Genomic DNA, 21035 nt, shown 5'->3' on the forward strand with positions numbered 1-21035 from the left:
CCTTTCGGGTACGGGGAGACAGTGTACTTGCCGGCGCGCCGGGGTCAAACCGTTCACGTGCCGACCGATGCGCACCGGGCGGGCGTACGGTTCCGCACGTGACCCGAACCGCCCCCAGCCGCGCCGACGGGAACCACGGCTCGCCCAGGGCCGTCCGGGTCGACCGTGACCTGTTCATGCCCGCGGCCCGTCGCCTGGTGGCGCAAGAGGGGCACGACGTCGAGGCGGCGGCGCGCCGGCTGGTGGATTCCGCCCCGCGCCACGGGATCGACCTTACCCGGTGTTTCGTGGTGCTGGACGAGCGCCCCGGTCCGCGCGGGCCGCTCGTGCGTCAGGCGTGCCTGGCCGTCCCCGGCTCGGGGCGCACCGCCATGTTCTTCCTGAGCGAGCCGCACCCGCGCCGCCCCGAGACGCCCGACGATCTCGGTGAACGCGTGGCGTGCCTGGAGGCGGTGTGCGATCACCTGGAGCACGCCCTGCCCGAGCGGGTCCGCCTCGCCCAGGCGCTGCCCGAGCCCGACCACGCGTGGGCCCTGGACGCCTTCCGCAGCGCGTCGTTCGTCGACGTCGGCACGCTCGCGTACTTGCGCGCCGAGGCGGACGCCCCCGGCGCCCCGTCCGGCACCGACCAGCCGGTGTGGCCGCCCGGCGTCCGCGTGGATCGGCTCAGCGACATCGGCGGGTCCGGCACGCCCAGCGACCGTCGTGCGGCCGACGAGCACCTGATGCGGGCGCTCGAAGCGACGTACGTCGACACGCTCGACTGCCCGGAGCTGTGCGGGCTGCGCGACCTGCACGACGTGCTCGACTCGCACCGCTCGACCGGCACGTACGACCCGAGCCTGTGGCATCTGGTGTGGCTCGACGGGCGTCCCGAGGGCGCCCTGCTGCTCAACCGCTGCCCGGACCAGTTCAGCGTGGAACTCGTGTACCTGGGCCTGTCGCCGGCGCTGCGGCGTCGCGGGCTGGGGCGTCGCTTGCTGGCGATGGGTATGGCTCGCGTGCGCCGGACACACCCGGCCTGGGCCGTCACCTGCGCGGTCGACGAGCGCAACACGCCCGCGCTGCGCGTGTACGAGTCGTTGGGGTTCGAGGTGAGCGCCCGGCGCTGTGCGTTGGTGCGCCGGCTCGGATCGTCTGATATCCGGGCGACTTAGCGAGCTGTTCACGAGTTTTGCACAATCTTCGCATGCGATGTTGATGATTCGGTGGAGAAAAAAAAACGCGCCGCGCAAGTCATTGCGCCGACGCGTGCGACGTTGAGGCTGGGTCTCGCCGTCTTGCTCCCCGGAGCGCAGTTCCGTACGTTCTCTCATCGCTCACGAGCCCGGCGCGGACAGCGCGACGGGCCGCGGGCGGACAGTGCATTGGACGGACGATCAACGAAGCAGACAGGCCGGGCGGCCGGCGCGGCAGAAGTTCATAACGTCTTGTTTGCAGAGGCTTTCTGGCAGTTGGATCGGCAGGGTGCGGGAGATTGGCTCGGTCACGGATCGACCGGCGCAGCGTGCATCAATCACGGGCAACCGTGTGCAATCGAATCGCGGGTGAAGGGGCGTTCTCTGCGCTCCGGCGCGGTCGAATCCGGTGCATGAGGCGAACGTGAAGGACTCGGCGGATTGAGAACGTGGCCCGTGGGGGCAGGCTCTCGGCGCGCAGACGGACCGCGCCGACCGAGTGCGGTATCGGTGCGCGCGGGCGCTGCCGAGCACCGCATCCCCGCGAGACACCAGTGCTTTCCGGAGAAGGGCGGACGCCTGTGGAGACGGGCATCACTCACGCGGGGGCGCGAACGCGGGTTGTCGAGGCGATCGTGGGGCGGGATGCGGGCGATCGCCCCGCCCGGAGCGCGAACCGTCCCGGGCAGGTGCGGGCCGAGGCGATCACGCCCGCCGCGTCGGCCGCGCCCGTCTTGGGCGGCGACGGCGTGGGTCCGATCCTCGAGCGTCTCTCGCGCGAGGTCGGCGCGGCACAGTTCGAGCGGTACTTTCAGGGGCAGGCACGCGTCTCGCTGGCCGACGGGCACCTGCGCGTGACCGTCCCCTCGGGATTCCTCGCCGAACTGCTCAACCGCCGGTTTGGCGAGCAGATCCGCCGGGCGGCGAACGGGTGCGCGCAGGGCGTGGAGTTCAAGGTCGACCGTGCGGCGTTCGAGGCGGCGTCACGCGCGCAAGCGCGGCCTGTCGCGCCCCGCGCCACGCCGATCGTCCGCGCGCCCGAGACGAGCCGCTACCGGTTCGACACCTTCCTGGTGGGCCGCTCGAACCGGCTGGCGTTCAGCGCGTGCCAGCGCGTGGCCGAGGACGACGCGTCGGTGCCGCCGATCTTCCTGCACGGGTCGTGCGGGTTGGGCAAGACGCACCTGCTGCGCGCGTGCGCGTCGCGGTTCCTGGAGCGTCGCCCGGGCGCGACGGTGCGCTACACGACGGGCGAGCAGTTCACGAACGAGTTCATCCAGGCGGTGCGGGCGGGCAAGATCGACTCGTTCCGGCGCGTCTATCGCCGGGTCGATCTGCTGTGCCTCGACGAGGTGAACTTCTTCTCGAACAAGGACGCGACCCAGGCCGAGCTGCTCCACACGCTGGACGCCGTCGGCATCGACGGGGCGCGCCTGGTGCTGGCGAGCGACGAGCACCCCAAGGAGATCGCGAAGCTGAGCGAGCGGCTGGTCTCTCGCTTCATGGCCGGGGCGGTGGTGAAGCTCGACCTGCCCGACCCGGAACTTCGGTCCCGGCTCGTGCGTCACCTGGCGGACCGGCGCGGGCTGGCCCTGGACGAGGGCGCGGCGGACCTGGTGGCCGAGCGTTCGGCCCGCTCCATGGGCTCGCTGGGCGGGTTCGGGGGGAGCGTGCGCGAGATCGAGGGGCTGCTGAACCAGATCGACGCGGTGGCGCGCCTCCTGCCCGAACTGGGACGCCACGACGGGTGCATCGGGGTGATGCTCGTGCGCAAGGCCCTTGGGCTGGACGAGGCGAACGCGCCGACGCCGGCGTCGCCGAGCCCGGCCCGCCTCCGCCGCCCGGTGACGGCGGAGACGATCATCGGCGAGATCTGCCGCGAGCTGGGCGTGGACCTGCACGACTTCATGGGCAAGGGGCGCCACAAGCGCGTGGTGCTCGCGCGGAGCCTGGTGGCGTCGATCTCGCGCCGCCTCACGACGATGAGCTTCCCCGAGATCGCGCGGGCGATGGGGCGGAGCAACCACTCGACCGTGATCACCGCGCAGAAGCGCCTGGACAAGCAGGTGGCGGACGACCCCGGGCGCCCGCTGACGTCGGACGTGGCGGGGGCGTACGCCGGGTCGACCCTGCGCGAGGTGTACGAGGCGATGATGCGCAAGGCCCAGGCTTGAGGCGGGCGGGTTCCGACAGCGCGACGGCCCGACCCGCGCCCGGGGCTTCTACGCTCTGCGCATGCCCAGCGAAATCCCGCTTTCCCGCCCGGACATCACCGACCTCGAGGTCCAGCTCGTCGTGCGGGCCCTGCGCTCGGGGCGGCTGTCGATCGGCCCGTTCGTCGAGCAGTTCGAGCAACTGGTGGCGACGCGCGCCGGCTGCCGCTACGGCGTCGCGGTGAACTCCGGCACGTCGGGCCTGCACCTGGCCCTGGCGGCGCTGGGCGTGGGGCCGGGCGATGAGGTCATCACCACGCCCTTCTCGTTCATCGCCTCGGCCAACTCGATCCTCTTCGTCGGGGCGAAGCCCAAGTTCGTCGACATCTGCCCGCGCACGCTGAACATGGACCCGTCGAAGGTGCGGGCGGCCCTGGGCGCACGGACCAAGGCGATCCTGGCCGTCGAGACCTTCGGCAACCCGGCGTACATGGACCAGTACGCGTCCATCGGGATGCAGCAGGAGGTGCCGGTCGTCGAGGACTGCTGCGAAGCGCTGGGCGCGGAGCTGCGCGGGCGCCCCGCGGGGCACTTCGGGCGCGTCGGCGTCTTCGGGTTCTACCCGAACAAGCAGATCACCACCGGCGAGGGCGGGATGATCGTGACCGACGACCACCGCCTCGCCGAACTCTGCCGCTCGATGCGCAACCAGGGGCGGCCCGTCGGGTTCCCGGCCGGGCCGACGGCCGGGGGGTCGCCCACCGGCTCGTGGCTGCGGCACGAGCGCCTCGGGTACAACTATCGCCTCGCGGAGATCAACGCGGCCCTCGGCGTGGCGCAGATGAAACGCCTCGACGAGATCATCGAGAAGCGGCACACCGTCGCGCTCCACTACATCCGGCGGCTCGGCGGGCACCCGTCGCTGGTCGTGCCCACCGTCGATCCCGACAGCATCATGAGCTGGTTCGTCTTCGTCGTGCGCCTCGCCCCGTCGTACACGGGCGAAGAACGCGACAGGATCATCAACGGGCTGCGCCGCCAGGACATCGGGGCCAGCGACTACTTCCCCTGCATCCACCTCCAGCCCTTCTACCGCGAGCAGTTCGGGCTGCGCGAGGGGATGTTCCCCATCGCCGAAAGCGTCAGCCAGCGCACCATTGCGCTGCCGTTCCACAACGACCTGACGCCCACCGAGATCGACCACGTCGTCAAGGCGCTCGAGGTCATGATCCAGCAGGAGAGCATCTCGCGGGCATGAGGAGGGGTAGAACGCAGACGAGGAAAGTGAGACAAGACAGGAATAGCGAGACAGCGAGACAGCGAGACAGCGAGACAGCGAGACAGCGAGACAGCGAGACAGCGAGGCAGCGAGACAGCGAGACAGCGAGGCAGCGAGGCAGCGAGACAGCGAGGCAGCGAGGCAGCGAGGCAGCGAGGCAGCGAGATAGCGAGATAGCGAGATAGCGAGGCAGCGAGACAGAGATAGAGACAGAAGCAGTCTGGCTCTGCCTTCCTCTGCGTTCTGATGGTCGAGCCGCGGCGGGCGTGCGCTCGGCGAGGTCCTTCTCCCGCTCCAACTCTGTCTGCTTCAGTGTTCTGATTCTTCAGCGTGCCGGGGCGTTCACCGCCGCGTGCAGTCGCGCGAGGCTCGCCAGAAGTTCGGGCACCGATTCGAGCGGGAGCATCGTGCTCGCGTCACTCATCGCCTGGGCGGGCTGCGGGTGGGTCTCCAGGAAGACCGCGTGCACGCCAGCCGCGACCGCGGCCCGGGCCAGCAGCGGCGCCCGGTCCGGGCGGCCGCCGGTCGTCTCGCCCGCGCCGGGGAGTTGCGTCGAGTGCGTCGCGTCGAAGCACACGGGCGGGCTCCCGCCCTCGGCCTTGAGGGCCAGAAGATCGCCCATTCCCAGGAAGTCGTTCACCAGGCGCCCGTAGCCGAATGTCGTGCCACGCTCGGTGAGCAGCACGTTCGTGCACCCCGCCTCGGCGAGCTTGCGCACCGGGTGCGTCATCTCGTGCGGCGCCAGGAACTGGCCCTTCTTGACGTTCACGCCCCGCCCGTGCGCGGCGGCGGCCACGCCCGCGGCGTGCAGCAGGTCCGTCTGGCGGCAGAGAAACGCGGGGATCTGGAGCAACTCAAGCGCCCGCGCCACGGGCTCGCACTGCGCGGGCTCGTGCACGTCGGTCGTCGCGGGCACGCCCAGACGCTCGCGGATGGCGCCGAGCCACTCGAGCCCCTGCTCGAGGCCCGGGCCGCGGGGCGAGCGGATGCTCGAGCGATTGGCCTTGTCGAACGAGGCCTTGAAGATGTACGAGAGGCCCAGCCGCAGGCAGGCCTCGCGGAGGGTCTCGCCGATGCGCAGCCCCAACTCGAGGGATTCGAGCACGCACGGGCCGCCGATGATCGCGAGCGGGCGATCCGGGCCGATCTCAACGCGTCCGACGGTGCACCGCCTGGTCATCGGCGGAGGATAGCGGGCGGCGAGAGAGGCGTCGGCTCGAATAGAATGACGTGCGAGCGGCTGGAAAGGAGCACGGCATGTCCGACACCGGCTCGATCGTGGTAGGGGTTGATTTCTCGGCGTGTTCCAGCGCGGCCTTGTCGCAGGCGGTGCGGATCGGCGCCTGGACGACCTCGCCGGTGCACGCGGTGCACGTGATCGACACCATGGCGCTCGCGGACCTGGAGATGGCGTTCGCGACGATGCTGCCGACGGCGCTGGATGACTTCACGCGCGAGGCGCAGGACGCGTGGAAGCGCCTGGCCGAGACGATGCCGGGCACGCAGCACGTCGCGTTCGAGGTGGTGCTGAGCGGGCCCCTGCACGGGATCGTGCAGTCGTGCACGAAGCACCACGCCTCGATGCTGGTCCTGGGCGTGCACGGCGAATCGCCCCACCGCGGCGCGGGCGTGCTCGCCGGGCAGGCGGTGCGCAGCGCGCCCGCCGACGTGCTGCTGGTCGAGGAGGGAAAGGCCGGGAAGTTCGGCACCATCGTCGCGTGCATCGACTTTTCGGAGACGTCGCGCCGGGCGCTGGACCGGGCCGTGGCGTTCGCGGCGGCCGACGGCGCGCAGGTGATCGCGCTGCACGTCTACCGCGCGCCCTGGCGCGGGTTTCATTTCCGCCCGTCGGCGGCGAAGGACGACCCCGGCGCCCAGGCCCGCTACCGCGACCTGCTGCTGCAGAAACTCGAGGCGTTCTGCCAGCCCGGCAAGGACCCGCCCGCGACCTGGGCCCGCCCGCGGTTCGAACTCGTCGAGCACGACAAGCACGGCGTGGGAATCGCCGAGTTCGTGCGGGCGAGCGGGGCGGACCTCGTGGTGCTCGGCACGCGCGGGCGCACGAACCTCCGCGATGTGCTGCTGGGGAGCACCGCGGAGCGTGTGGTGCGGGAGGCGCCGACCTCGATCCTCGCGGTGCGCCCGGCGGCGGGATGAACCCGGCGCGTGCGTGCCGGCGCGTGCCTTAGAAGATGATCTGCGCCTGCACGCGCACCGCGACCTGCCCGTCGTCGGGGTCGGCGAGCAGGTTCGAGCCCGTCGTCGGCGAGACGAGCGCGTTCTCGCCCTCGGCGTCGAGGTAGTACTGCACGTCCGCGCTGAGCTTGAAGGCGTGGCTGCGGGGCGAGACGTAGTAGTTGACGCCGGCGGTAATGGTGTGGAAGTCCTCGCCGTTGGCGTCATCGGCGATGATGGCGTCGTACCGCACGAAGGGCTCGACCTGGTCGGTGACGAACACGCCCCCCTGGAGCAGCAGCCCGAAGTCGTCGGTCTCGGCGCCGGAGGCGGGCTCGGTGCGCAACCAGTGGGCGGCGGCGAAGAGGTTCCAGCCGTCGCCCTCGAGCGAGAAATCGACGGTGGCGCTGTACAGGTCGACGTCGGCGGTGCCCCCGGTCTCGCCCCCGGTCTGCACGTGCACCGCGCCCCCGAGCAGCGCTCCCACGCCGCTCTCGCGCCAGGAGGTGAGGTCCTCGAAGCGCTTGGAGTCGCCCTCGCCCCATCGGAAATCGGCGCGGGCGGTGAAGGCGATGTCGGCCTCGGCCGCGGACGTGAAGTCGTTGTTCAGGGCGTTCCCGCCGTCGGAGACCATGCCGAAAAGGCGGAATGAGTCGGTCGTGTACGACACCATGACGCCCTGCGTGCGCGTGTACCCGAAGACGCTGTTGACGGTGGAGCGCTCGATCGCGAGCTGGCGGTTGTCGTTCACGAGCTCCTCGCGGTTGTACGGGAGCTTGAACTGACCCCAGCGGACGGAGACATCGTCGGTGATGGCGTACTCCCCGAACGCGTCGAGGAACCCCACGGCGCCGGAGGACCGCGACGCGTCGGTGAGCAGGGTAAAGGACAGGTCCTTGCTCCAGACGGTGCCGCTCAGCGAGAGGCGTGCGCGGCGCATCTGGAACCCCTGCGTGAAGTCGGCGGGGTCGGGCGTGGTGCCCTCGTCGCGCCAGTTCGAGAGGAACCGGAACTGCATGAACCCGCCGATGTTCAGGCGGTTGGCGCCGCCGTCGGTGATGAAGAACCTGCCCTTGTCCCACCCGCCCCCCTCGTCGGCCAGGCGGCTGGTGCGCCACGCCGCGTCGTCGCGGAGCGAGACGGCGTCGGCGGGAACGCTCTGCCCGAGCGCGCCCGCGGTCAGGCACGAACCGGCGACGATGATCGCGACCGTGTGGGGCATGGATCCTCCTTCGTGAGCGGGCCAATCTACACGATCCGGGCGGGAGGGGCGTCGGGGGCGCGCCGACGCGTTGCGGCTACTGCTTGCCGCGCAGCCGGCGCTTCTCGTGCCGGATGATCTGGCCCGTGCCGACGTACACCACGTCCTCGGCGAGCCCGGCCATGAGATCGCCGACGCGCTCCAGCTCGCGCCCCACCCGGTAGATGAGCAGGCCGATCTCCGGGCCGACCCCGGCCGAGCCGTCGTTCATGAGTTCGACCGTCTCTTCGAAGAGGCGGCGTTCGAGGCGGTCGATCACGACATCGTTCGAAACGAGGCTCCGGGCGGCGACGATGTCTTCCACGAGCACGGTGCGGAGCGCCTCGTGGCACGCCGCGGGGATGCGCTGGCCCAGTTCCAGCAGGGCGGTCGGCCAGCGCGGGGCGTCGTGCCCGGTGTGGTCGGCGATGCGCTGCACGACTTTGGCGATGGAGCTGGCGTGGTCCGCGACGCGCTCGACCGTCGCGTTCGCGCGCAGCACGAACGTCACCATGCGAAAGTCGTGCGCGTACGGGGCGCGCAGCGCCAGCACCTCGTAGCACTCCTGCTCGATCTCGACCTCTTCGGAGTCGATCTGGTCATCGCGCTGGCGCACGGCCTTGGCCGTTTCCACGTCCAGCGTCCAGAGCGCGGACAACGCCTGCTCCAGCATCGCGACGGCGACCGTGGCTTCCCGAACCAGGCGGCGCTTCAGGATCGTCACCTTGCGGTCGGTGGCCGGCGCGTGCTCCGAGGCGGGTGCGGGGCGTGAGGGGCGGGCGGCGGCGGGATCAGGATCGGTCATGATGAAGGCTTCCGACCGGCGCGCGGCCCCGGCCGGGTCGTCGGCTGTGGTTCCGATGGTTTTCCCGGGATTCTATGCGTCGTTGGGGCGCTCTCCGCCGGCGGCGTCTGTCCGAGGCGCCGGCGCAGCGTTGCCAGCAGCGCCCGAGGATCCTGCAGCGTTCCCGGGTGCGGGCGCAGGTATATCTCCGCGAGCGACTCGCCCTCCTTGGGGGGCAGCACCCGCACGCCGGTCGTGTCGCTCCGGGGCTGGGTGCTCCGCAGGAGCGCGGCGAGCGGCGCGGGGTCGGGCGCGAGGAAGACAACGTCCTTCTCGCGGATGGTGAGCGTGCGGACGCCCAGCGGCGCCAGGGCGGCCCGCAGGTGCGCGACTTCCGCGAGCCGCCGCGTGATCTCCGGGGGCTCGCCGTAGGCGTCGGTGAGGTCGGCGAGGGCCTGGTCGACGCCCTGCGGCGTCGCCGCGGTGGCCAGTCGCCGGTAGGCCTCGAGGCGGCGTCGGTCGGAGGGGATGTACGCCTTGGGGATCATGCCGCCGACGCCCAGCTCGATGCTCGTAGAGGACGGCGGCGCGGGCGGACGGTCGTTCGCGAGGTCGTGCACCGCGCGCTCGAGCAGGCGGCAGTACATCTCGTAGCCCACGAGCGCGATGTGCCCGCTCTGCTCCTGCCCCAGGATGTTCCCCGCGCCGCGGATCTCCAGGTCGCGCATCGCGATCTTGAACCCCGCCCCGAGCATCGAGTACTGCTCGATCGCCTTGAGCCGCTTCTGCGCCACCTCGCGGATCGTCCGCTCGGGGGGGAGCAGCAGGTAGCAGTACGCGCGGTGCTTGCCCCGCCCCACGCGCCCGCGCAGCTGGTGCAGCTCGGAGAGCCCGAAGCGGTCGGCGTCGTCGATGATCATCGTGTTCGCGCTCGCGATGTCGATCCCGCTCTCGATGATCGTCGTCGCGACGAGCACGTCGGCCTCGCGCCGGATGAACGCGAGCATCACCTCTTCCAGTTCGTGCGGCGCCATCTGCCCGTGCCCCACCACCACCCGCGCCTCGGGCACCAGCTTTCGCACGTCGTCGGCGCGGCTCAGAATGTCGTGCACCCGGTTGTGCACGTAGAACACCTGCCCCTCGCGCGAGAGCTCCCGCAGAATCGCCTGGCGCACGCGACGCTCGTTGTACGGGATCACCTCCGTCACGATCGCGCGCCGGTCCAGCGGCGGGGTCGTCAGGCTCGAGATGTCGCGGATCCCCAGCATCGCCATGTGCAGCGTCCGCGGGATGGGCGTCGCCGAGAGCGTCAGCACGTCCACCGTCAGGCGCAGTCGCAGCAGCGACTCCTTGTGCTCCACCCCGAAGCGCTGCTCCTCGTCGATCACCACCAGCCCCAGGTCCGCGAAGCGCACGTCCTTGCTCAGCAGGCGGTGCGTCCCGATGATGACGTCCACGTGCCCGCGCGCGAGCGCCTCGAGCACCGCACGCACCTCCCCGTCGCTCTTGAAGCGCGAGATGCTCTCCACGCGGAACGGGTACCCCGCGAACCGCGACCGGAACGTCCGCTCGTGCTGCTCGGCCAGCACGGTGGTCGGCACGAGCACCGCGGCCTGTCGCCCGGACTCGACCGCCTTGAACGCCGCCCGGATCGCCAGTTCCGTCTTGCCGAACCCCACGTCGCCGCAGAGCAGGCGGTCCATCGGGCGGGCGCGCTGCATGTCTTTCTTGATCTCGGCCAGGGCCGCGAGCTGGTCCTCGGTCTCGTCGTACGGGAACTCTTCCTCGAACTCGCGCTGCCAGGCGGTGTCGGCGGGAAAGGCCGTGCCCGGCAGGTGCTCGCGGGCGGCCCGGACGCGCATGAGCTCGGCCGCCAGGTCGCGCACGCTCTCCGCGACGCGCTGGGTCTGCGCGCGCCACTTCTGCCCGCCCAGGGTCGAGAGGGGCGGCTTGCCGTGAAAGCCCCCGACGTACTTCTGCACCTGGTCGACCTGCGTCGCGGGCACGTGCAGGCGCGACTGCCCCGCGAACTCGAGCGTGAGGTACTCCTCGGACTCGGGCGCGATGCGGGCCGCCCCGGGCACGCTCTTGACGGGCAAGTCGCGCGGGGTCATCACCTTCAGCCCCACGAACCGCGCGATGCCGTGCTCGGCGTGCACGACGTAGTCCCCCGGCTCGATGTCGAGGAACGTGTCCATCGCGCGCGACGCACGGACCTTTGCGACGCGCCGACGCACCGAGAACCGCGACAGCAGTTCGTGATAGGGCACGAGCACGAGCGTCGAGCCACCCTCGTCCCACTGCATCCCGCGGTGCAGGTACGCCTGCGCGATCTCGCAGCGCGCGGGCGGGTCGAGCGCGCCCAGCAGCTCGCCCAGGCGCTGGCGCTCGCCCGCGTTCTGGCACGCGACGACCACCCGCGACCCGGCGCGCGACATCTCGCCCAGCTCCGCGATCGCCTGGGGGGCGTCGCCCGGGAACGTCGGCATCGCGCGCGCCGGCAGGTCGAGGCGGACGTCGGCGCCCGACGCCCCGGCCGAGAACTGGTTGATCTCGGCCAGCGCGTGGAAGCGCGACTCGGCGATCTTCAGCACCGCCGGCGGGCCGTCGATGCCCACCGGCTCGGTCAGGCGCTCGTAGTACCCCCGCGCCTGCTCGACGATCTCCATGGTCTCGGCGAGCAGCACCACGCACGACGCCGGGAGCAGTTCCAGGAAGTTCACGCCCCCGTCGGCGGGACGCAGCCGGTCGAGATCAACGCCCACGAGATCAGCGTGCGGGATCGTGCGGTCGCTGGCCATGGAATCCGGATCGACCTCCGCGAGGCGCTCGACGGTGTCGCCGAAGAACTCGAGGCGCACCGGCGCGCCCGGCGCCCCGGGAGAGAAGACATCCAGGATGCCGCCCCGCAGCGCGAACTGCCCGACTTCTTCCACCGCCTCGACGCGCGTGTACCCGGCGTCGAGCAGCCACTTCGTGAGGCTCGTGAGGTGCACGTCCTCGCCCGCGCGGACACGGCGCAGGAACCGCCCGAGATCGTCGGGTCGGGGGACGCGCTGCATGAGCGCCTGCACGGGCGCGACGATCACGCGTCCGCCGGGCGCATCGCCCGCCTCGCGCACGCGTGCGAGACGCTCGACCACGAGGTCGGCGACGGGGTCGCTCTCGCCGGGCAGCACCTCCAGCGCCGGCAGGCGCCGGACGTCAACGCCCGCGCCGGCGAGTTCGTCGTGCGCCTCGTCCGCGTCGTCGAGGTGCGCGAGCACGAGCACGACCGGGCGATCGAGGGTGCGCGCGAGCGCTCCCGCCGCCAGCGCGGTGGACGACCCCGCCACGCCCGTGCAGACGATGCGTCGCCCATCGCGCAGGGCCGACGCGAGCGCGCCGACCGCCGGCGAAGCGGTGAAGAGCGAGACGAGGTCGGTGATCACGTGGGCGCCCGCGGAACTCCCGAGCGCGCCGTCGGGCATGGGCCCGGGCGGCAGGCGTCGGCGTGCAAGCGCCATCCTATCGCCCGAGTCGGCGGGGGCTAGTCAACCGTCACGAGCGGGGCCAGTCGCTCCAGCGTCTTGGGCCCGATGCCCCGGACCTTGTCGAGGTCCGTGATCGATCGGAACGGCCCGTGCGCAGCGCGATGCTCGAGGATCGCCCGTGCCATCGCCGGGCCGATGCCCGGGAGCAGTTCGAGTTCGGCCTGCGTCGCGCGGTTGATGTTGAGCCGCCCGGACGGCGCGGGGGCCGCCGGCACCGGCGCGGGCGCCGCAACCACTGCCGGCGCGCTCGCGTCGGGCGGTGCGTCGCCAACGGGCGGGGGCGTCGGCGGCACCTGCTGCACCGGGGCGGGCGGCGAAACTGTCGAGGGGGCGGGCGGCGGAAGCGCGATCACCCCGGGCGGCGACACCGGCGGGTTCAACTCGCCGAACGCACCCGCGGGGCGTTCGACGCGCTGCGGGTCCGGGCCGCGCGTGACCAGTGAGTACGTCAGCCCCGCGCCGGCCAGGCCCGCGACGATCGACACCGCGGCCCACTTCGCCGGGCCCGCGAGCGCACGCACGCTGGTTCCAGTCCCTACCGGTTCCATGCGTCCAGCATACCCGGCGGCGGGCTCGGCCCGTTAGAGCGCGGGCAGGGGGGGGACCTTCCCCTCGCGCAGCGCGCGGCGGAGTTCGACCAGGCGCGCGAAGATCGGCTTGGGCGCGCCGTTCGGGGCCAGCAGCCCGCCGAAGGGCATCTCCGGCGCGTTCCCCCCCGCCGCGACGTCGGCCAGTTCCTGCCAGCACACGCTCTGCACGTAGGGCTTGGAGCACGCGATGGCGAGCATGTGCTGCGCCCACGACGCCTGCGCCGATTCGCTCCAGGGCGTCCGCCAGTAGCCGGGCTCGTACGCGTCTTCCGCGTCCGCGCCGGCGCGGGGGCGGTAGGGCTTGACGGGCACGGGCTGGCTGGGCGCGCCGATCGCGGTGATGGCGATGGGCTTTTCCAGGGCCGCGTACTTGTCGAGCAGCGCCGAGAAGCTCATGAGGTCGCGCGTCGAGAGCCCCGGCTCGGCGTGCCCCATCTGCACGCGCAGGCCCAGCGCGTCGACGTTCAGCCCCGCCTGCACCACGGCGTCGGCGTACAGGTAGGGCGGGATCGACCGGCGGTTCGTCGCGTGGTACTCGCCCCAGGGCTGGGCGATCTCGACCTGGATCTTCGCCGTCGGGTGCAGCTTGCGCACCAGCAGCACGCAGACCCGCGTCAGGTCCATGATCTGCTCGAAACTGATCTTGAAGTTGGTGTTGACGTGCAGCCCGCTCGCGACGGTCCAGCGCGTCACCGTGCGCCGATAGCGCGTCACCACCGCCTGCACGTGCTCGAACACCAGATCGCGCAGCGTCTCGTAGTCGTTCTCCCAGATGAACAGCCATTCGGGCACGGCCTGGGGTCGGAAATCGATAATCGGCCCGGCCACCACGGGCATCTTCGCCGTCCGCACCGCCCACTCGATCCACCGGTCGGTCGGGCCGAAGGCGTACTTGCCCTCGACGGGTTCCATATCGACCCAGCGCATCGGCATGGTCAGGAAGTCGCACGACGCCGCCAGCGCCTTCTGCAGCCCCTCGCCGAACTGCGCGGGGCTCACGGCGCACCCGATCTGCGGGGCGCCCGCGAGCGTGACGTGCCCCGAGCCGGGCGCGACCACCGGCGCGCCCGCGGGCGGGGTCTCGGGCGTCAACCGGGTCAGGTGCGCGCGGGCGCCGGCGTACTCGCGCCCCGTGACGCGCGACGCCAACTGCCGCTCCGCCTGGATCATCGTCAGGTTCTCGCCCGCGTGCATGGCCAGCGCGAGCGCCCGCGCCGCGGCGTGCCCGGCGCCGGGGTTGTACCCGTCCACCAGTTGCCCGCTCGGCGGCGGGTCGTACTGGGCGACCAGCGCGGACGTGAACTGCGCCCGCGCTTCCTCGAACTGCTGCATCGCGGGGGTCTCGGGGTCCAGGTCCACCAGGCCCCAGTCCTCGAGCTTGTTCAGGAACATCATGATCCGGTGGCGGGCCAGCTCGATCGACAGGCAGTACGCCCCGGGCTTGTCGGGCAGCAGGCACGTCTGGATCGCCAGCAGCCCCAGCCCGTTGGGGCCCACGATCGACGTCTCGGACCGCCCCACCGGCACCTGCACGCCCAGCGCCCCCGCCTGCGGGGCGCCCTTCTCACCCACCACGTGCCCGGGCGTGATCGTCACCGTGCCCTGGTGCGGGATGTCGTCGGGCCCGATGAGCAGCGCGTGCCGCGGTGGATACGTCCCCGCTTCCACCCCGTCCGGCTCGAATACGACAAACTTCAGCACGTGCGGGGGACCCTCCGGGACGCAGGGGGATGGTTCGGCGGTCGGCGCGCGAAGTCGAGGCGCGTCCCCGCTTCACCCGTCACGGGTACGCTATCCGGATGCCAGCGACCTCGCCCGCGCCGCTCGCCGCCGCCGACCTCCTCCTGCCGGGGCTGCGCCGGGGCAAAGTCCGCGACGTCTTCGACCTGCCCCCCGACCCCGCGACCGGCGACCCGCGCCTGCTCATCGTCGCCACCGACCGCATCTCCGCCTTCGACGTCGTCATGCCCACCCCCATCCCCGGGAAGGGCGCGCTCCTCACCGAGATGGCGGCGTTCTGGCTCGCCTTCGTCCGGGCGCGCGGGCTCTGCCGCACACACCTGCTCTCGACCGACGCCGCCGACGTGCCCGACAGCGCCTTCCGCCCCGGCGGCACCACGCGCGACGACCTCCGCGGACGCGTCATGATCGTCCGGCGGGCGCGGGTCGTGCCCATCGAGTGCGTCGCGCGAGGCTACATCGAGGGATCCGGCTGGAAGGACTACCAGCGCACCGGCGCGATCTGCGGCGTGGCGCTCCCGCCGGGCCTGCGCCAGTGCGACGCCCTCCCCCGCCCGATCTTCACCCCCGCGACCAAGGAGGCGTTCGGGCGCCATGATGAGAACATCGACTTCGACCGCGCCTGCGCCATCGCCGGACGCCCGCTGATGGAACACCTGCGGGGCGTCACGCTCGCGATCTACACCGAGGCCGCCGCGTACGCGCGCGATCGCGGGATCATCATCGCCGATACCAAGTTCGAGTTCGGGTTCGAGTCCGCGTCGGACTCCGGCCCGGCCGCGATCGGCGGGGGCGCGGACGACCCCCGCGCGGCGATGCCGCCGGCCTCGATCATGCTGGTCGACGAGGCGCTCACGCCCGACAGCTCGCGGTTCTGGCCCCTCGCCGGGTACGAGCCCGGACGCCCGCAGCGCAGCTTCGACAAGCAGTACCTGCGGGAGTACCTGGAACGCCTGGTGGCGTCGGGCGCGTGGAACAAGCAGTCGCCCGGGCCCGAACTGCCCGACGAGATCGTCCGCGCCACGCTCGACCGCTACCGCGAGGCGCGCGACCGACTGCTGGCGTAGTTCCGAGGCGTTGCCGCCTCGCGCTGCGGCACGACGGCGCTCACTTCTGTTCGAGGTTCGTGTTCAGGCGGCTGCGCGACTCGACGTACGCCTTGACCGCGGCACGCACGGAGGCGAGCGCCTCGGGCTCGGGGAACATCTGGTCGAACGAGCGCAGCTCGGGGCCCGCGCCCGCCTGGGCCGCTTCTTCCAGTTCCGGGCGGAATCGCTCCGCCAGCATGTCGTAGGCGAAGGCCTTGAGGTCGTCGGGGGCGGCCTCGTACACGCGTTCGGCGTCGTCGAGCCCGAGCGTCGTCATGAACCCCGCGAACTGCTCGCCCGCGAGCATCTGGAAGTTCTCGGGCATCTGCTCCATGCGCGCGGTCGTGACGTCCACCGCCACACGCCGCTTCTGCTCCTCGAAGTACATGCGGTGCACCTTCTTCGAGTAGTTCAGCCCGCTGACGAACACCTCGGGCTGCCCGCCCAGGAGCCCGGACGCGAACGCCTGCTGCAGGCCCGCGGCGGTCTGCTGGATCGCGATCGCCGGTCGCGTGAGTTCGCCCCGCATCTCGCGCTCGAAGAACTCGTCGAGCGGGAGCGTCATGAGGTCACGCCGCTCGGCGTCGTGCAGGTTCGAGTACCGGTACGTCAGCAGCTCGGTGCGCCACTTCTCGGCGTTGCGCATGTCGCCCCGCGCGTAGAAGAAGCAGACCGCGTCCTTCAGGAAGTTCTCGTACCCGCTCGAGAGCGGGGTGGTGCCCCGTCGCCCGGCGTCGTCGGCCCATGATCGCGCGCGCATCGGGTCGAGGATGCTCTGGTACGACTCGACGAAGTGCGGGTTGGGCACGCCCTGCCACATCGTGTACATACCCGGGAAGTTGCTCGCGAAGAAGTCGAAGTACAGCTCGCCCGACCGGAACAGGTCCTGCACCGACTGCGCCACGACGCGGTCGGTGTTGATGAAGTCGAAGTCGCGCTTGTTCTCTTCGGTCCAGCGTTCCTTCGCCGCGTCCACGCCCTTCTGCGCCCAGTACAGCCCGTGGGCGGCGTGGTGGCGCCAGTCGATCGGCCCGTACTGGCGCGTGTACGCGATCATCCGCGCCGGCTCCATGTGGTAGCGGCGCACGAGCATCTGCCGCCGGAAGTACGCGACGACCTTCGGCCAGGTCTCGGCGTACGCCGGGTTGTCGACGATCGCCCCGAACGCGCGCGTCCGGTCCCCCGCCTGCTTCTCCCACACCCGGCGCTGGCTGGAGCGCTGCAGCGCCTTCCACATCTCGTACCGCGTCAGCAGCTCCAGGTCCGTCGACAGCCCCACCCCCCGCACCTGGTCCAGCAGCTCGCGCGCCCGCGGGTCGGACTCGAACAGCCCCTCCAGCGTGTCGGGCGCCTCCGCGACCGGCGTCAGCCAGCCCACGTACTTCTCGATCGCCACGTCGCGGTCGCGGTCCTCGGGCCCCGCCAGCGGCGGCGGGCCCAGCAGGATCGTCCACTCACGCGCGAGCTGGCGCTTGTAGTACGGGTTCGCGTCGTCCGTGAACCCGCCGATCTTGTGCAGGAAGATCCACGCGAGCTCCTTGTGGATCATCATGTCGTTCGGGTTCGCCGGCACGCCCTGCCCGCGCAGCAGGTTGATCCCCGCGTTCACCCACTGCCAGCGCTCCTCGCGCGTGTTCGTGCCGACCGAGATGTTGTACGCCAGGTTCCACGCGTGGAAGACCCACACCCGCGGGAACCGCGGCTGCAGACGCGTGATCGCGTCGGCCAGCTGGATCGCCTCGTAGTACTTCCCCTGCTCCTTCATGTCGTTGGCGCGCATCCACAGGAAGTTCACGAAGATCCCGCGGAACGCGCCCATCGCGATGCCGACCGACACCTCCCACGGCTGGCCCTCCTCCGGGCGGTCCGTGTACGTCAGCTTCGCCCGCCCCGCCACGCCCGTCAGCGCGACGGCCAGGGCGCCCGATCCCGTCAGGAACGAGAGCAGGAAGATCGCGGCGATGATCTGGACCCGGGTGTCGCGGCTCATACGTCTCCCACGCTCCTACTGCCCCGAATACGTCGCGAGTTCGCGCCGGCGGAGCGCCAGCGTGCCCCCCGCGAACAGCAGCAGCGTCCACAACGCCGTCACGCCCGTGCCCAGCGCCACGTCTCGCCACGCCAGGCGCAGCCCTTCCACCAGCTTCGCCGTCGGACGCAGCCCGCCGTACACCTGGAAGACCCACGCCACCACCTCGCCGATCGCCGAGATCGCCAGGTTCAGGTACAGGGTCTTGCCCTCCTTGTCGGCGGTCCAGTAGTTGTCGAGCGCCGCCCGCAGGAAGGTCGCCCCCTCCGCGGCGAAGAAGATCGTGAGCGACACCAGGCACGCGACCGGGAAGCTCAGGAACGTCCCCGCGAACACCCCCACCATCGCGAGGAACCCCAGCTTCACCCACAGCACGCCCATGACGCGGACGTAGTTCGAGCGGAACGACCCCGCCGCGTAGCTCACGCGCAGCCCGTCGGGCGGGAACGAGATGCTCTCGGGGTTCGAGGTCTCCTGGTACACGTCGCCGTTGATCACCTGCACCGCGAGCGTGCCGTCCGGCCCGATCGAGCCGGGCAGCAGCGGGATCGTCTGGGGCTGGCCCAGCACGACCTCCTGCACCTGGGGCTCGGAGTTCCCGATCTTGAACGTCAGGCGGTAGAGCGCGTCGGGCGCGTTCGAGCCGGCGTTCACGGTAAATCGCAGGAAGAGCGGGTCGGGGCGTTCGCGAGCCGCGCCCAGCCCGGAGAACGTGTAGTGCTGCCCCAGCCCGGGCGGGATGTTGCGGTACGCCATCTGCACGCTCTTGCGCAGGTCCTTGCGGAGCGACGCGATCATCTCCTCGCGCAGGATCTCGCGCGTGGTCGTGGTGCTGAGCGATTCCTGCAGGCGCTGCACCTCGGCCTCGGCGCGGGCGATCAGGTTCTGCTCGAACTGGGCCTCGTCCACGGGGAAGGGATCGATGTCGCGTGATTCCCGGGCCGTCAGGATCTGCCGCTCCAGCAGCAGGCGATCTTCGCTCACGCGCCCCTCGCGGGTCATGTACGCGTCCTGCTCGCCCGCCGCCGGCTGGTGGCGCAGGTACTCGATGAACAGGAACACCCCCGACCCGGCGACCGCGAGCAGCACGCCCGAGAGCACCCAGACGCCCAGCCACTTGCCCAGCACGTACTGCCACGCCGCCACCGGCTTGGTCATGGTCTGCCAGATCGTCTTGTCGCGCTGGTCGAAAGTCACCGTCGCGACGGCGAACACCACGGTGAGCAGCGCGATGAGATAGAACGCCCCGCCCGTGCCCCACTGGATGAACGCCTGCACGCGGTAGCGCAGGGGCTGGGTCTCGTCGAGCAACTGGGGCAGCGCCGCCAGCATGAAGATGAGCAGGACGATGAACACGAGCGAGAGGCGCAGGCGCACCGCCTCCGCCAGCACGTTCCGCGCGATCGCGAACACGGGGTTCGACGAATCCAGCCCAGCCCGCACCAGGCGCATGAGCGTGACGAACGCGAGCGTCAGCGCCAGCACACCCATCGAGACCGGCACGACCGACGACCGCCAGCCGGTGGCGAGCGCCACGCCCGTCACCGCCGCCCCCGCCGCCAGCACCGCCAGGTACGTGAGCCCCAGCCCGAGCCACGCCGCCCCCACGAGCACGAGCGCGCCCAGGACGATCATGACGAAGACGCTCCACGGGTCGCTCCCCGCGGCGACGATCTCCTGCACCATCGCGCGGGCCGCCTGCTCCGACGCGTCCGTCGATTCGAGCCCCGTGCCCGGCGCCCCCGGGGTCGCGGGCGTCGTCGCGACCTCGGGCGTGCGCGGGGCGGCGATCATCGCCCCGTACGCCAGGCACCCCGCCACCGCCGCGGCGGCGATCACCGCCGTCGCGATCCACTTGAACAGACGCTGCTGCTGCAGCAGGTTCAGACGGCCCAGCAGGGCGCGCGGGTTCACCGGGCGCCTCCCTTCGCGCGGTCGTCATCGCCCCCGCCCAGCAGCGAGTCGATCACCGACGCGTCCACGCTCTTTGGCGCGCCCGGCGCCGCCGCCCCGCCCGCAGGCCCGTTGCCCGTGCCCGAAACCGTGCCCGCGCCGGATCCCTTGTCTGACTCGGGGCCCGTGTCCGCAGCCCGACCCGTGCCGGGGGACTCGTCGCGCACCAGCGAGGCCAGCAGGTCTTCCTCCGGGCGCGGCGTCGGGGGGAGTGCGGGCGGTGCGCCCTCGGCGGGCGCCGCGGGCGCCTCCGCGGCACGCACCAGGTTCTCGATCAGCACCTCGCCCCGCTCGGGCTCCTCGCCCGCGAGGAACGACGCCGTACGCCCGCCCGCGGTGGCGCCGCTGGTCGAGAGCTGCTCGGCCCGGGCCTTCTCCACGATGTCGAGGAACAGTTGTTCCAGGGTCTGGCGGGGCTTGGAGACCCGGTCCACGCCCGTGTGGTTCCCCGTGCGTCCGCGGATGACACGGTCGACCTCGGCGATGGTCGCGTCGTCGAGCTCGTCGGTCTCGATCGTGGTGCGGCCTCGAGTGACGAGCAGGTCGTCGCACGTGCCCTCGGCCCGGACCTGCCCGCCGTAAAGGATCACCAGGCGGTCCACGCAGTCCTCGACGTCGGCGAGGAGATGGCTGGACAGGAGGATGGTCTTCCCGCGACGGCCGAGCTGGATGATGAGGTCCTTCACCTGGCGGGTGCCGATGGGGTCCAGGCCGGTGGTCGGCTCGTCGAGGATCAGGAAATCGGGGTCGTTGATGAGCGCCTGCGCGATGCCGATGCGGCGCTGCATGCCCTTGGAGTACTCGCGCACGGGGCGGAACTGCGCGCCGGTGAGGCCCACCATGTCGAGCAGCTCGTCGATGCGGCGCTGGCGGGTCTTGTAGTCGAGCTCGAACAGCTTCGCGTAGTACTCGAGCGTCTCGCGCGCGTTGAGGAACCCGTAGAGGTACGACTCTTCGGGCAGGTAGCCGATGCGGGCCTTGACCGAGACGTCCGTCGCGGGCTTGCCGAAGACCGCGACGCGCCCCGACGTGGGGTGCAGCAGGCCCAGAATCATCTTAATGGTCGTGGACTTGCCCGAGCCGTTGGGCCCCAGGAGCCCGAAGATCTCGCGGGGGCGGATCTCGATCGAGAGGTCGGACACCGCGCGGGCGCGGTCGCGCCGCCAGAAGTCCTTGAACACCTTCGTGAGGTGCTGGCAGATGACGACGCTGTCGCCCCGCGTCGCGTTGCCGATCGAGCCCGCGCTGGGCGCCGCCTGCGTCATCGTGTCGCTCCCGTCGCCCCGGGGGAAC

Annotated in this window: 14 protein-coding genes; 5 read left to right on the forward strand and 9 right to left on the reverse strand. The window is 71.4% G+C overall.

Annotation, left to right across the window (positions count from 1 at the left end):
• Positions 1-98: 98 nt before the first annotated feature.
• From SFY69_07760 to SFY69_07770, 3 genes are all read left to right on the forward strand, one after another.
• Entirely contained in the window at positions 99-1157 is a 1059-nt protein-coding gene (locus tag SFY69_07760) for a GNAT family N-acetyltransferase (GenBank protein ID MDX2131930.1), read from the forward strand.
• Between the two features lie 602 nt (positions 1158-1759).
• A complete protein-coding gene (locus SFY69_07765) occupies positions 1760-3352 on the forward strand; it encodes a DnaA/Hda family protein (GenBank protein ID MDX2131931.1) in 1593 nt (530 codons plus the stop codon).
• A gap of 61 nt (positions 3353-3413) precedes the next feature.
• On the forward strand, positions 3414-4589 hold the full coding sequence (locus SFY69_07770; GenBank protein ID MDX2131932.1) for a DegT/DnrJ/EryC1/StrS family aminotransferase: 1176 nt from the start codon (positions 3414-3416) through the stop codon (positions 4587-4589).
• A gap of 346 nt (positions 4590-4935) precedes the next feature.
• On the opposite strand, the gene kdsA is transcribed toward SFY69_07770, so the two are convergent.
• Positions 4936-5790: a 3-deoxy-8-phosphooctulonate synthase gene (gene kdsA, locus SFY69_07775; protein MDX2131933.1), complete on the reverse strand. Its 855-nt coding sequence runs from the start codon at positions 5788-5790 to the stop codon at positions 4936-4938.
• A gap of 77 nt (positions 5791-5867) precedes the next feature.
• On the opposite strand from kdsA, the gene SFY69_07780 reads away from it, so the two are divergent.
• Complete coding sequence (locus SFY69_07780) at positions 5868-6767, forward strand: universal stress protein (GenBank protein MDX2131934.1); 900 nt, start codon at positions 5868-5870, stop codon at positions 6765-6767.
• 28 nt (positions 6768-6795) lie between these two features.
• Here the strand turns inward: SFY69_07780 and SFY69_07785 are convergent, their stop codons facing one another.
• The 5 genes from SFY69_07785 to SFY69_07805 all read right to left on the reverse strand — a co-directional run bounded on the left by SFY69_07785 (position 6796) and on the right by SFY69_07805 (position 14633).
• A complete protein-coding gene (locus tag SFY69_07785) occupies positions 6796-8007 on the reverse strand; it encodes a porin (GenBank protein MDX2131935.1) in 1212 nt (403 codons plus the stop codon).
• 76 nt (positions 8008-8083) lie between these two features.
• Complete coding sequence (locus tag SFY69_07790) at positions 8084-8830, reverse strand: PhoU domain-containing protein (GenBank protein MDX2131936.1); 747 nt, start codon at positions 8828-8830, stop codon at positions 8084-8086.
• Complete coding sequence (gene mfd, locus SFY69_07795; protein ID MDX2131937.1) at positions 8827-12315, reverse strand: transcription-repair coupling factor; 3489 nt, start codon at positions 12313-12315, stop codon at positions 8827-8829. The genes SFY69_07790 and mfd overlap by 4 nt, the downstream gene beginning before the upstream one ends.
• Positions 12316-12338: 23 nt before the next feature.
• Entirely contained in the window at positions 12339-12890 is a 552-nt protein-coding gene (locus tag SFY69_07800; protein ID MDX2131938.1) for a helix-hairpin-helix domain-containing protein, read from the reverse strand.
• 33 nt (positions 12891-12923) lie between these two features.
• Positions 12924-14633: an endo-1,4-beta-xylanase gene (locus SFY69_07805; GenBank protein ID MDX2131939.1), complete on the reverse strand. Its 1710-nt coding sequence runs from the start codon at positions 14631-14633 to the stop codon at positions 12924-12926.
• A 98-nt stretch (positions 14634-14731) separates the two neighbouring features.
• Between SFY69_07805 and SFY69_07810 the strand changes: the two genes are divergently transcribed.
• The gene (locus tag SFY69_07810) at positions 14732-15739 is read left to right on the forward strand and encodes a phosphoribosylaminoimidazolesuccinocarboxamide synthase (GenBank protein ID MDX2131940.1); all 1008 of its coding nucleotides are present in this window, start codon (positions 14732-14734) and stop codon (positions 15737-15739) included.
• Positions 15740-15779: 40 nt separating this feature from the next.
• On the opposite strand, the gene SFY69_07815 is transcribed toward SFY69_07810, so the two are convergent.
• The 3 genes from SFY69_07815 to SFY69_07825 are packed head-to-tail and all read right to left on the reverse strand — an operon-like array spanning position 15780 to position 21007.
• A complete protein-coding gene (locus SFY69_07815) occupies positions 15780-17750 on the reverse strand; it encodes a hypothetical protein (GenBank protein MDX2131941.1) in 1971 nt (656 codons plus the stop codon).
• A gap of 15 nt (positions 17751-17765) precedes the next feature.
• Positions 17766-19703 (reverse strand): hypothetical protein, encoded by a 1938-nt coding sequence (locus SFY69_07820; GenBank protein ID MDX2131942.1) that lies wholly within the window; start codon positions 19701-19703, stop codon positions 17766-17768.
• Entirely contained in the window at positions 19700-21007 is a 1308-nt protein-coding gene (locus SFY69_07825) for an ABC transporter ATP-binding protein (protein MDX2131943.1), read from the reverse strand. The genes SFY69_07820 and SFY69_07825 overlap by 4 nt, the downstream gene beginning before the upstream one ends.
• Positions 21008-21035: the final 28 nt, after the last annotated feature.

The sequence above is a fragment of the Planctomycetota bacterium genome (assembly GCA_033763975.1).
In the GTDB taxonomy this organism is placed as follows: Bacteria; Planctomycetota; Phycisphaerae; order Phycisphaerales; family UBA1924; genus RI-211.

Excerpts from the sequence above, each read along its gene's own strand:
- SFY69_07780 (MDX2131934.1), top strand. The coding sequence starts at position 5,868 with ATGTCCGACACCGGCTCGATCGTGGTAGGGGTTGATTTCTCGGCGTGT.
- SFY69_07825 (MDX2131943.1), bottom strand. The coding sequence starts at position 21,007 with ATGACGCAGGCGGCGCCCAGCGCGGGCTCGATCGGCAACGCGACGCGG.
- SFY69_07810 (MDX2131940.1), top strand. The coding sequence starts at position 14,732 with ATGCCAGCGACCTCGCCCGCGCCGCTCGCCGCCGCCGACCTCCTCCTG.
- SFY69_07790 (MDX2131936.1), bottom strand. The coding sequence starts at position 8,830 with ATGACCGATCCTGATCCCGCCGCCGCCCGCCCCTCACGCCCCGCACCC.
- SFY69_07770 (MDX2131932.1), top strand. The coding sequence starts at position 3,414 with ATGCCCAGCGAAATCCCGCTTTCCCGCCCGGACATCACCGACCTCGAG.
- SFY69_07815 (MDX2131941.1), bottom strand. The coding sequence starts at position 17,750 with ATGAGCCGCGACACCCGGGTCCAGATCATCGCCGCGATCTTCCTGCTC.
- mfd (MDX2131937.1), bottom strand. The coding sequence starts at position 12,315 with ATGGCGCTTGCACGCCGACGCCTGCCGCCCGGGCCCATGCCCGACGGC.
- SFY69_07800 (MDX2131938.1), bottom strand. The coding sequence starts at position 12,890 with ATGGAACCGGTAGGGACTGGAACCAGCGTGCGTGCGCTCGCGGGCCCG.
- kdsA (MDX2131933.1), bottom strand. The coding sequence starts at position 5,790 with ATGACCAGGCGGTGCACCGTCGGACGCGTTGAGATCGGCCCGGATCGC.
- SFY69_07785 (MDX2131935.1), bottom strand. The coding sequence starts at position 8,007 with ATGCCCCACACGGTCGCGATCATCGTCGCCGGTTCGTGCCTGACCGCG.